Below are 12,058 nucleotides of genomic sequence, written 5' to 3'. Positions count from 1 at the left end.
TTTATCTTGCAGGAATTCTATTCAAGATGGCCCAATAGAAGCCAGCTTTGGAAACTTCTTCAAAAAACTTGTCCGACTCAACCGGTTTGACGATGTAGCTATTCACTCCGTGCTCGTAACAGCGCACGATATCCGGTTCTTCTGCACTGGAGGTCAGCATGATGACTGGAATAATCCTGGTCGCATCCGTTGTCTTGATCGTCTTGAGCACTTCCAGTCCATTGACCCTCGGCATTTTCAGATCGAGCATGATCAATGTTGGATCGCCGTTAACGCGACTGGCAAATTCGCCCTTGCGAAAAATATAGTCCAGCGCCTCCTGCCCATCCTTGACCCATGTAATGTTGTTGACGAGGCCGACCTTCTTGAGCGCGCGCAAGGTCATCTCCGCATCAGTCGCTGTGTCCTCAGCAAGAAGAATATGAACTGGTTGCATATCTTCATTCATGCGGCGGCCTCTTTAGGTAAGCTGAAATTGAAAATCGTATATTCATCCGGTTTGCTCTCGGCCCAGATGCGTCCGCCGTGTCGCACAATCACACGCTGTGCAATCGCCAGACCGACACCCGTGCCCGGGAATTCATTTTCGGTATGCAAGCGTTGAAAAACACCAAACAATTTGTTATAGAAGCGCATATCAAAACCCACGCCGTTATCGTGCACTGTGTACACTACTTCGTGTTCGCTCTGTTTTGCCGTGATCTCGATAATCTGTTCTTCTTTTTTACTGCTGTACTTGACTGCATTCGCCAGCAGATTCATCCATACCTGTCGCAACAAGGCCTGATCGCCCCATGCCGCCGGCAAGTTCGCCTTCTTCAAAGGCAATACAGTCTTGGAACTGGCACACACTTCCGTCCATACTTCATCAACCAAAGCGTTCATATCGACCTTCGCACTGTCGACCGGCTTGCGCCCCATGCGCGAGAAGGCCAGCAAGTCATCAATCAACTGCCCCATCTTCTTGCTGCTGACACGAATCACTGACAGCAAACGGCGTCCTTCATCGTCAAGACGATCGGCGAAATCTTCTTCAAACATGCGAGAGTAACCATCGATCGCACGTAACGGAGAGCGCAGATCATGCGAAACCGAATAGCTGAAGCTCTCCAGCTCTTTATTCGTCAATTCCAGTTGCGCTGCATTTTTTTCTACCTTGCGTTGCACGGTCCTCCGATGTTTTATCTCCCACAGAATCAGCCATAAGGCGGAAAGCAGCAACACAATCGCCAGCAGATTACCGAATAGAATCCACAATTTGGTCGATCTCGCCTTGGCCTCAACCTGTTGCGCACGCTGCAGCAACAACTTTTCTTCCACCATGATCATGAGAGCGCTCTGCTCTCTTAACTGATCCATCACCAGTCGGCCCTCACCGCCCACCAATGCTGCGATTTCATCACTATGAAATGCGTTCCTCTCCTCCAGAGCATTAATCCCCGAACGCATGACGCCTATTTTTTGATCGATCAAGGCTTCAAATACATTAATCGATTTTCGCTGTGCAGGATTGTCATAGGTCAGCCCTCGCAAAGTGGCAATTTGACTGGGGATCTGGGCAAGGATGTCGTAATGCGTCTTCAGAAAAATTCTGTCACCGGTAATCAGATATCCACGTTGCGTGGATTCGGCATCCTTCAGGTCAGAGACAACTTGATCAATTTGCTTGATGACGAAATGCGTATGCTCAACCAAGCGCGAACTATTGGCAAACTGGTCGACACTATTAAAAGTCACGATAGAAATCAGCACGAGCAAAAGCAAGGCCAGGCTAAGCCCAACCTTCGTCAACCATTCCTGCTTGATCATGTGCCTCGATCGAGTTTCATCAGACATTTCCATGCGTCCCTGTTTATTTTTGCCTGAGAAACGTAAACGTACGTTCATCAATCAGGCATATTTTCAGGAAATGAAATACTGCAAAATAGAATACTTTTTTATTGGCATCATTGCGGCAAGTCCAACTTGCCGCACGGCTACTTTTTAAATGATTCTAGTGCAAAAAAGTTAATCGCAGTGATATCTAATTGCAAAACAATGTGTCATGAAAAATATATGCATTTTTCCTTTACATTCATAGAGGGGATGCACAGTACTGGGAATGCCAAATGCATCAGTTTTTCCCATATAAATAGGGGAAAATTCTCTTATCGCCGCACAAAATAATATTCCATCAACATGGCAAAATTGCACTGCACTGGATTTGTCTCGAACATTTCTCAAGATGTTTATTTAATATCAACATATGGGGAAAATCTCTCAAGCCCGCGATTAATTCTGTCCAATCGTCCATACCATCGCTTTATATTGCGCGCATACGCAAGCTTGATGGCCGACAAAGGTAAAAACTGAAACAGCACAATTGGAATACCGTGCGAGCGCTACAATATCGTCATCAGCAGTTTCAAAACACATGAATGGATGCAAGATGGAAAACGCCGTATATAACCAAGCACTCACCGCATTGAAAAACCTCTTCGGCACACCGCGCCCACTCGTCAATAAAAGCGGAGCCCGCTTCCTGCGTAACGGCACCATCACGATTTATCACACTGAACTGGCGCCCGGCAACGATGCCGAAATCGCATTTAACGTGCATCCACTCGCCTCCGCCTATCGCATCACACCTGCCGCGCTGACCAGCTTGCTGGATGAATGCAGGTATCTGACCGGCAAGCCAACCGAAACCAACAAGGTTCAAAACTGGCCGCGCATCGGTTTTGCCAGCGAAGAAGATGTCACGCGCGTAATGGAAAAACTCTCTGCCGTACTCGTCAAGTAAAAGGATGTAAGTACCCTCCCCAAATTCCATTCGCGCGTATAAACTGAAGCCATAGTCCGCTCCACAGAATCGCCAACGACGAGTGAAAGGGGAAAATGATGGACAACCTGAACGTACAATTTCACGTTTCTGTTTTAACCGTACCGAGCTTTGTCAGTGCCGATCAATTTCCTGAATGGCTGCGCCGTGAAGCACTCGCGATTCAGGAACTCAGCGAAGACAATAGCCTCACCATCCTCAGATTATTTCTGGCTGCACGCATCAAGGAAGCATGGGGCCGGAAAAAACTGGATGTACTCCTCCAGGCGATAACGAATAAATACCCGCACATCTTCCGCGTCGAAATGGTTGTCATCGATAACCAGCTCAATATCGACGAAAAGGAACTGATTCAGTCGGAAGCAGAGAAAGAGCTCGCGCAGATACTGGAAACCGTCAAACAATTCCAGGAATTGAAGATCGCACAGAGCAAGCTGCATTGATTGTTCATGGCATTTCCCCGCACCATCGGCCAAGGAAAATAAAATGAAAAATTGGATAACACTCATCCTGGCAACAGCGTCGGTCACCGCATGTGCTGTAGATGACGGCTATTACGCCGAGCAGCGCACATACGGCAGTTCCTACGGCGGCGCGACCTGGTATCGCGAAGAAGTGCCGTATTACCCTAACTATCCTAATTACGATCGAAATCGGAACGGCATACCAGATAACAGGGAAATCGACCGTAATCGAAATGGCATACCGGACAATCGTGAAATCGATCGCAATCGCAATGGCATTCCCGATCAGCGTGAACAGGATAGAAACCGCAACGGCGTCCCGGATCGCAAAGAGCAAGGCCGGGATAGAGATGGCAAACCGAATCGCACTGACTCTAATCGCAACTGGAATACCGGCCCCAATCGCCAGAACCAGTCAGACGACAAATTCCGCGATGGAGACAAGACACCCGATAACAAAGGAGACCGTTCCAGCAATTATTACGGTCGTTAAATTTTCATCGACGATGTCGTAACCTGCAGAAACAAGCCATTGGCAAACCGAGTATCACAAGCGATGGTATAAGTAGTCTACGCATCAGGCCTAGCATTACTGCAAAGTCCTGAATAACTGCCAGGAGATTTCATGAAAATTACAGAAGTAATCACTGTCAAGAACGCTGCTGGAAAAGCCCTTACTCTGCAACATCTGGTGCCAGGAATCACCTATCTCGACTACGGCTTTACCCATCTGCCGCGTGACTTCAACGGCTATCGCGTTAAAGATACCGATCGCACCGCAGTAAAGCAAAGCAATGGCACTTTCAAACTGAGCGATTCCAGCGACCTTTATAAAGCCGCTTGACGAAAACAATCCAACTGCCATTGGGAAGTCAAAAAAAACCGCGCCCTTTTTTAAGCAGGCGCGGTTTTTTATTGTGCTCTGTCTGTTCGTATTTTCATCGGTATTGCTGCCGCTTTACTCTTCTTGTTTGACTGAATCGGATCTTCAGCCGCTACCGCTATCAGCACCGTTGGTACATACTGGCTTCACAAACTTAAAGGGATAGTGTGCAGCAATTCTGCCAAACGTTTTTGCACCCATTGTGTCGTTGCATCAGGTTGATGTCCTTGTAACCAGAGCATACGAACCGACAATACTGGCAGTGTAAACTCCTCACAAGGCAGCTCCTGTAATTGCAATCGATATTCTTCGTACTCGGCAATATTCAGCGGAAGTATTGCCCAGCCAATTCCATCTGCCACCATGGCGGCAATACTGTAAAAACTATCTGAACGCCAAACGGATGGACTCAATGCCGGATCGGCAAAATCGTCCATGTGCATCAAAAGCTGACGATGCTTGGCGAGATCTCTCTGCGTGATTTTTTTGATTTTTGTGAGCGGATGCCCACGCCCAACAAAGATCCCCTGCGACACACTGCCAATATGTTTTTGCGCAAACGATAGTGAGCTTGGTCCCCGGTCGAAATGAAAGGCCACACTTGCCCGCTGCTTTTCCACATACTCGGCGACCTCGGTTGCGGTTCCGTTCAGCAAAGTTAACTCAAGCGATGGGAAATGTTCGGATAGTTCTTTTACCAGCGCACCCACAGCCAGATAAGGCAAAGCCTCATCCAATGCCAATGACAGTTTGGCCTGCTGCCCTGCCGCGAATGATAAGGCACGCTGGTCCAACCCCTCGGCCTGGCGCAATAACTCGCGCGCTTCCAGCAGCATTACTTCGCCGGCCGGCGTCAGTTGCACATTGCGCCGGGATCGATCAAACAACTCGAAACCCAGATCTGCCTCCAGCAAGCCTATCGCCGTACTGACAGCAGATTGCGCCTTGCCCAAACGACGCGCAGCCGCAGAGATAGAGCCTGCCTCTGCGGTCGCGACAAATTGTTTCATGCGATCAATAGTCCATTCCATCCATCTACTTTATAGATAGTATTTAACTTTGTCCAAACCAAATATTGATGGATTATAGTCACCGTTACACAACAAATCGGCTCCTTTAAGAGCCGCATTAGTCATGAATCAAAAATCCATTTCTCCAAAAATTGTCACCATAAGCTGGTGTACAGACGTCGCAAAAAACGAAGCGCTTACCCAGCTCTTCGTGATGAATGCGCGCACAGAATACATTTCGCACTCTGAGCTGCAAGGACCACGAGCAGAAACTACTACGCGCTGGCGCAGCGATCTGGCGGCCACCTTGCGTGAAGAATTCCAAACAACCCTCTCACAAGACCCATCAAGCGCAGATAGCTTGATCGCAGTTGCAGACATCGACGGTGTGATCGCCGGGATGGCGCTTGTCTCCATCGGAAACCAAGATGCCGCCATTCCTTATGCATCACTAGACGATGTCATCGTGCATCCGGACTATCGCGGTGCAGGTTTAGGTCATCAATTGATCGAATGGGTAGAACAGCAAATGCTGGCCCGCGGCATCAAACGCCTGTTTCTTGAAAGCGGTGAGGCGAATCACGATGCGCATCGTTTTTTCAAGGCGCATAGCTTTCAAACCGTATCCGTCGTGATGATGAAGGAGCTTGGTAATGAATAAGCACATCTTCACACCAACTCCCGCCCTGCCTTCGTCCAGCCGCTGGCTTGTACTGGCCATCGTCTCCATCGCGCTACTGCTGATCGTTGTCGATATGACGGTGCTGTATACCGCACTGCCACGCCTGACTTCTGATCTGACAGCATCGGCTTCTGCCAAGCTGTGGATCGTCAATATTTATGCCTTGATCGTCTCTGGACTGCTGCTGGGCATGGGCACGCTGGGCGACCGGCTCGGACACAAATCCCTGTTTATTGCCGGGCTTGTGCTCTTCTGCATCGCCTCCTTGTGCGCCGCATATTCGCCCACATCCGGTGCACTGATTGCCTCACGCGCGCTACTGGCTGTTGGCGCAGCCATGATGATGCCGGCCACGCTATCCATCATTCGCTTAACCTTTACAGATGAGAACGAACGTTCAATCGCCATTGGTATTTGGGCGGCAGTCGCATTTGGCGGTGCAGCGCTGGGACCTGTCGTCGGCGGGCTTCTGCTGGAATATTTCTGGTGGGGTTCTGTATTCCTCATCAACGTACCTATCGTGCTGCTAGCAATACCGTTGGCGTGGATCTACATACCGAAAGGGCAGGCAAACAAGACTCGCCCCTGGGATTTTGCAGGCTCATTGCAAATCATGGCCGGCCTGGTCGGCGTCACGTATGCCCTCAAGGAAGTCGGCAAACGCGAACCTTCCTGGGGAATCGCTATTTTTGCATTACTGATAGGTATCGTCTTTCTCGCTATTTTTGTGCGACGCCAGCAGCGTAGTCTGCATCCGCTCATCGACTTTTCTCTGTTCAGAAATACGATTTTTTCATCATCTGTAGGCGCAGCTATCATCGCCGGTGCAGCGCTCCTGGGCATGGAACTGGTATTTACCCAGCGCTTGCAATTGGTTCTCGACATGTCACCGCTGCAGGCCGGTATTTTCATACTCCCGCTATCGCTTGCCGCCTTTGCCGCCGGCCCGCTCACAGGGCGCGTATTACCGCGCCTGGGTAGTGCTTTTGTATTGTCTATCTCATTGTTAATAGCCGGACTGGGCATGGGTGCATATCTGTTTCTGCATAACGCAGCGACTGGCATACAGATCGCATGCTTGATCGTGCTCGGGGCAGGAATCGGTGCTGCAATGACGGCAGCATCCAGCACAATTATGCAAAGCGCCCCGGCTGATCGCGCCGGCATGGCCGCGTCCATCGAGGAAGTTTCCTACGAACTGGGTAGCGTCGTCGGAGTCACCCTCATGGGCAGCATTCTGTCCTTGGTGTATGCAAGCACACTTGCATTACCCAGTGGCATGACGCTCCCAGACACCACGTGGGACAGTCTTGATGAGGCTCTCATCGTGGGCCAAGACTTGGCACCGAACATAGCGAAAATTGTCGGCGATGCTGCGCGCACTTCATTCGACCTTGCATTCGTAGCCGTCATGGCGACAGCCACATTGTTGTTGCTTGTCACTGCAGGAATCGTTTGGTGGAGCAACCGTAACGCCGATTAACTGACCGCGGGTATAGAAAAAAGTCGGAGTTTGTTGCACCGTTACGATGAAATGCTTAGTTTTTAGCAATAAAAAACCGTTCCATATTAGACTGAAAAAGCCGGTATCCACTGGCAACCATAAAAACAGGGAGAGACAATGAAACTAGCAATCGCAGCCGTGTTGTTAAGTGTTGCTGGAATTAGCGCAAATGCATCGCCACTGAGCGACGCAATGCAATCCGTTCGTGAAACTCTGTCTTTCAATACAGGAAGCTCGTTTATAAATCCGATTGAGGTCAAGGGTCGGAAAGGGAGCACGAGAAGAGGCGGCACCAACAGCAAGGGAAAAGGTAGTCGCTACACTGGCGGTCGCAGGTAGGTTTGTTAGATCGCTTCGGATGACTTACCAACCCGGAGCGGTATAAAGCAACTTTGAATAGCGCAACGCAATTCTAGTACAAATGAAAAAACCTCCGCGCAGGCGGCTTACTTCTCACCGAAAAACAAAAAAGCCCGCTTGCGCGGGCTTTTGTATTTTGGCGGAGAGAGGGGGATTCGAACCCCCGGTAGGCTATGAACCTACACACGCTTTCCAGGCGTGCGACTTAAACCACTCATCCATCTCTCCTGAATTTGATCTTCGCAGGACTGCTTTTTAGCGAAGCCGCCGATTATAGCAAAAATTTTCCCGAAAAGGCCGGTTTCTCCACTCCGCCCTTTTCAGGAGGACGTAAAAAAGCCGTCGCAGCTTGTAACTGCGACGGCGTTTCTATTGAATGCCAGCCAATAGTTTTTATTGTGCCTGCTTCAACTGCTCCAGGATTGCCGGATTTTCCAGCGTCGAGATATCTTGCGTAATGACTTCATCCTTGGCCAGTACGCGCAGCAGGCGACGCATGATTTTGCCGGAGCGTGTCTTCGGTAAATTGTCGCCAAAACGGATTTCCTTCGGCTTGGCGATCGGGCCGATTTCCTTTGCCACCCAGTCTCGCAATTCCTTGGCGATCTGTTTCGCTTCGTCGCCAGTCGGACGGCTACGTTTCAGAACCACAAAGGCGCAAATCGATTCGCCTGTAGTTTCATCCGGTTTGCCAACCACGGCCGCTTCGGCCACGATCGGATTGGCGACCAGCGCCGATTCGATCTCGGCGGTACCCATGCGATGGCCAGAGATATTCAACACATCATCGATACGGCCGGTGATGGTGAAGTAACCGGTTTCTTCATTGCGTATTGCGCCGTCACCCGCGAGATACGTTCTGCCGCCGAGTTCCTGCGGAAAGTAGCTTTTCTCGAAACGCTCCGGATCGTTCCAGATGTTGCGGATCATCGCTGGCCATGGACGCTTGATGACCAGCAGGCCGCCCTTGCCATTTGGCAGATCATGGCCGCCATCATCGACGACCGCAGCAATAATGCCCGGCAGCGGCAAGGTGCAGGAGCCCGGCACCATGGGCGTTGCACCCGGTAATGGCGAAATGACGTGGCCGCCGGTTTCCGTTTGCCAGAAGGTATCGGTAATCGGGCAACGCTCGCCGCCGATATTTTTGTAGTACCACATCCATGCTTCCGGATTGATCGGCTCACCGACCGAACCGAGCAGACGCAGGCTGCTGAGATCGTATTTGCTTGGATGTACGGATGGATCGGCTTCTGCTGCCTTGATCAGCGAACGGATCGCGGTCGGTGCAGTGTAGAAAATAGAAACCTTGTGCTTTTGCACCATGTCCCAGAAACGGCCTGCGTTTGGGTACATCGGCACGCCTTCAAACACGATCTGCGTTGCGCCAACGGCGAGCGGGCCGTAGGTAACGTAAGTGTGTCCTGTAACCCAGCCAATGTCGGCTGTGCACCAGTAGACATCGTTCGGCTTGATGTCAAATACCCATTTCATCGTCAACATCGCCCACAGCAGATAACCGGCGGACGAATGTTGCACGCCTTTCGGCTTGCCGGTGGAGCCCGAAGTATAGAGGATGAACAGCGGATGTTCGGCACCGACAGCAACCGGTTCGCATTCATTCGCCTGTTTTTCAACGAGATCGTGCAACCAGATGTCGCGGCCTTTGACAAATTTAACGTCACCGCCTGTGCGCTGATACACAACAACGTTGCGGATGGTGTCGCAACCACCCATCGCCAGTGCTTCATCGACAATGGCTTTCAAGGGAAGGCTCTTGCCGCCGCGCACCTGATAGTCTGCGGTCAGCACGGCCACTGCACCTGCATCGATAATGCGTTCATGCAGCGATTTGGCAGAAAAACCGCCGAACACGACCGAGTGTGTCGCGCCTATACGTGCGCAGGCTTGCATTGCTGCGATGCCATCGATAGACATCGGCATGTAAATGATGACGCGATCGCCCTTCTTGATATCCAGCGATTTAAGGCCATTGGCGAATTTGCAGACGCGTTCGTACAATTCCTTATAGGTAGCACGTGTGACTTTGCCGTCATCGGCTTCAAAAATGATCGCAACCTTGTCGGCATTACCGTTGGTCAGGTGACGATCCAGGCAGTTCCAGGAGACGTTCAGCTCACCGTCTTCAAACCATTTATAAAAGGGCGCATTGGATTCATCCAGCTTTTTGGTGAACGGCTTGGTCCAGTGAAGGTTCTGCTGCGCAAGGCGCGCCCAGAAGCCCTCGTAATCGTCGGCCGCTTCCGCGCACAAGGCGCGATACGCTTCCATGCCGCTGATAGCAGCATTGTTGACGAAATCTACGGGCGGATCGAATACCCGCCCCTCCTGTTTGAAGCTCTCGATACTGGACATCGTCCCCTCCGATATGGATTTTATTTGTTACCCACAATATGCTTGTACGCTTACTGAAGCCTTACATTGATCCGGCCGCACAATCTGACTGTGCAATCCGGCTGCAAAGTTGCCGCCGCACTATTGTGCTTCGCGGCAAAAAGTGCAGGCGCGTGTAAAATGCAGGCTTCCATTCGTCATCTGTTACACCACGCATCTCATGAATCCATCTTCCCGTATTGACGATTCAACAGTGAAAAGACGCATTCATGCACTCGCCAATTTTATCTTCATGACGCGCTGGCCGCAGCTGCCATTGTATCCGGGTCTGATTCTGGCGCAATGCGCCTACCTTTTCCACTTCGCCAATCACAGGATGACGAACAGCAATCCGCTGAATCAATCCTCCCACTAACGCTCACAGCCGACACTGCCATGACTATCATTAAACAAGACGATTTGATTGAATCCGTTGCCGCAGCCCTGCAATACATCAGCTATTACCATCCGCAGGATTACATCCAGCATCTGGCGCGCGCATATGAAGCAGAACAAAGCCCGGCGGCCAAGGATGCGATTGCGCAGATCCTGACCAATTCGCGCATGTGTGCGGAAGGCAAACGGCCGATTTGCCAGGACACCGGTATCGTCAATGTCTTCCTGAAAATCGGCATGAGCGTCAAGCTGGAAGGTTTCACCGGTTCGATCGCCGATGCAGTCAATGAAGGCGTGCGTCAGGCCTACAACCATCCTGACAACAAGCTGCGTGCATCGATCGTGGCCGATCCGCATTTCGAGCGCAAGAACACCAAGGACAACACACCCGCCGTCGTGCACATGGAACTGGTGCCGGGCAACACGATCGACGTACAAGTCGCAGCCAAGGGCGGCGGCTCAGAAAACAAATCGAAATTCGTCATGCTCAACCCGTCCGATTCGCTGGTTGACTGGGTCATGCAAACCGTGCCGCAGATGGGTGCCGGCTGGTGTCCGCCGGGCATGCTCGGCATCGGCATCGGCGGCACTGCAGAACGTGCGATGCTGATGGCGAAACAGGTGTTGATGGAAGACATCGACATGTATGAATTGAAAAAACGCGGCCCGCAAAACAAGACCGAAGAATTGCGTATCGAGCTGTGCGACAAGATCAATGCACTCGGCATAGGCGCGCAAGGCCTGGGCGGCCTGACCACCGTGCTCGACGTCAAGATCATGATGCATCCTACGCATGCGGCTTCCAAACCCGTAGCGATGATTCCAAACTGCGCGGCGACACGTCATGCGCATTTCGTGCTCGACGGCTCCGGCCCGGTTTATCTCGATCCGCCGTCGCTGTCCGATTGGCCGGACGTCAACTGGATGCCGAACACCGAGCTGTCGAAACGCGTTAACTTGAATACGCTGACCAAGGAAGAAGTCGCCTCATGGAAGCCGGGCCAAACCCTGCTACTAAACGGCAAGATGCTGACCGGTCGCGATGCTGCGCACAAACGCATTCAGGACATGCTGGCCAAAGGTGAAAAACTGCCGGTCGATTTCACCAATCGCATTATTTATTACGTCGGCCCGGTCGATCCGGTGCGTGATGAAGTCGTTGGCCCGGCCGGCCCGACTACCGCCACCCGCATGGATAAATTCACCGAAATGATGCTGGCGCAAACCGGCTTGATCTCGATGGTAGGCAAAGCCGAACGCGGCCCAACCGCCATTGACGCAATCAAGAAACATCAATCGGCTTACCTGATGGCAGTGGGCGGCGCAGCCTATCTGGTATCGAAAGCCATCAAGACTGCCAAGGTAGTGGGTTTCGCCGATCTGGGAATGGAAGCGATTTACGAATTCGACGTGAAAGACATGCCGGTCACCGTCGCTGTCGATTCCACCGGCACCTCGGTACACAATACCGGGCCGAAGGAATGGAAAGAAAAGATCGAGAAGATACGCCTGAACGAAATTCCAGTTTCGGCAAGCTGATTCGA

The 12,058-nt window shown here is 51.4% G+C and carries 11 protein-coding genes, 1 tRNA gene and 1 pseudogene; 8 read left to right on the top strand and 5 right to left on the bottom strand.

The features are described from left to right. Position 1 precedes the first annotated feature (1 nt). The gene (locus ACIQW9_RS01615) at positions 2–448 is read right to left on the bottom strand and encodes a response regulator (protein WP_402332122.1); all 447 of its coding nucleotides are present in this window, start codon (positions 446–448) and stop codon (positions 2–4) included. Then, positions 445–1,809 carry a CHASE3 domain-containing protein gene (locus tag ACIQW9_RS01610; RefSeq protein ID WP_402332119.1) on the bottom strand — a complete coding sequence of 455 codons (1,365 nt, stop codon included), beginning with the start codon at positions 1,807–1,809 and terminating at the stop codon, positions 445–447. The genes ACIQW9_RS01615 and ACIQW9_RS01610 overlap by 4 nt, the downstream gene beginning before the upstream one ends. A gap of 619 nt (positions 1,810–2,428) precedes the next feature. On the opposite strand from ACIQW9_RS01610, the gene ACIQW9_RS01605 reads away from it, so the two are divergent. The 4 genes from ACIQW9_RS01605 (at position 2,429) to ACIQW9_RS01590 (ending at position 4,129) form a co-directional block, all read left to right on the top strand. Next, positions 2,429–2,782, top strand: coding sequence for a hypothetical protein (locus ACIQW9_RS01605; RefSeq protein WP_402332117.1), 354 nt, complete (start codon positions 2,429–2,431; stop codon positions 2,780–2,782). A 95-nt stretch (positions 2,783–2,877) separates the two neighbouring features. Continuing rightward, entirely contained in the window at positions 2,878–3,264 is a 387-nt protein-coding gene (locus tag ACIQW9_RS01600; RefSeq protein ID WP_402332114.1) for a hypothetical protein, read from the top strand. A gap of 43 nt (positions 3,265–3,307) precedes the next feature. Further along, positions 3,308–3,778 carry a hypothetical protein gene (locus ACIQW9_RS01595; RefSeq protein WP_402332112.1) on the top strand — a complete coding sequence of 157 codons (471 nt, stop codon included), beginning with the start codon at positions 3,308–3,310 and terminating at the stop codon, positions 3,776–3,778. Positions 3,779–3,910: 132 nt separating this feature from the next. Then, positions 3,911–4,129 (top strand): hypothetical protein, encoded by a 219-nt coding sequence (locus ACIQW9_RS01590; protein WP_402332109.1) that lies wholly within the window; start codon positions 3,911–3,913, stop codon positions 4,127–4,129. A gap of 185 nt (positions 4,130–4,314) precedes the next feature. Here ACIQW9_RS01590 and ACIQW9_RS01585 read toward each other — a convergent pair whose 3' ends face one another. After that, positions 4,315–5,199 (bottom strand): LysR family transcriptional regulator, encoded by an 885-nt coding sequence (locus ACIQW9_RS01585; RefSeq protein WP_402332106.1) that lies wholly within the window; start codon positions 5,197–5,199, stop codon positions 4,315–4,317. A gap of 103 nt (positions 5,200–5,302) precedes the next feature. Here ACIQW9_RS01585 and ACIQW9_RS01580 point away from each other — a divergent pair, with 103 nt between their 5' ends. Further along, positions 5,303–5,839 (top strand): GNAT family N-acetyltransferase, encoded by a 537-nt coding sequence (locus ACIQW9_RS01580; protein ID WP_402332103.1) that lies wholly within the window; start codon positions 5,303–5,305, stop codon positions 5,837–5,839. After that, positions 5,832–7,343 carry an MFS transporter gene (locus ACIQW9_RS01575; RefSeq protein ID WP_402332100.1) on the top strand — a complete coding sequence of 504 codons (1,512 nt, stop codon included), beginning with the start codon at positions 5,832–5,834 and terminating at the stop codon, positions 7,341–7,343. Before ACIQW9_RS01580 ends, ACIQW9_RS01575 begins: the two co-directional genes overlap by 8 nt. 518 nt (positions 7,344–7,861) lie before the next feature. On the opposite strand, the gene ACIQW9_RS01570 is transcribed toward ACIQW9_RS01575, so the two are convergent. Together ACIQW9_RS01570 and acs are read right to left on the bottom strand one after the other, a co-directional pair. Further along, a tRNA-Ser gene (locus tag ACIQW9_RS01570) sits at positions 7,862–7,952 on the bottom strand. A 165-nt stretch (positions 7,953–8,117) separates the two neighbouring features. Continuing rightward, positions 8,118–10,100 (bottom strand): acetate--CoA ligase, encoded by a 1,983-nt coding sequence (gene acs, locus ACIQW9_RS01565; RefSeq protein WP_402332097.1) that lies wholly within the window; start codon positions 10,098–10,100, stop codon positions 8,118–8,120. Between the two features lie 199 nt (positions 10,101–10,299). Between acs and ACIQW9_RS01560 the strand changes: the two are divergent. Continuing rightward, positions 10,300–10,443 (top strand): annotated as a pseudogene (locus ACIQW9_RS01560) (TIGR00645 family protein); the annotation flags it as partial. A gap of 71 nt (positions 10,444–10,514) precedes the next feature. Beyond that, on the top strand, positions 10,515–12,053 hold the full coding sequence (locus tag ACIQW9_RS01555) for a fumarate hydratase (protein WP_402332094.1): 1,539 nt from the start codon (positions 10,515–10,517) through the stop codon (positions 12,051–12,053). Positions 12,054–12,058 lie beyond the last annotated feature (5 nt).

Origin of the sequence: Herminiimonas sp. NPDC097707, assembly GCF_044761395.1 — a bacterium.
Classification (GTDB): domain Bacteria; phylum Pseudomonadota; class Gammaproteobacteria; order Burkholderiales; family Burkholderiaceae_D; genus Oxalicibacterium.
The sequence above is the reverse complement of the archived record's forward strand: the minus strand, read 5'-3'. Positions and strand labels throughout refer to the sequence as shown.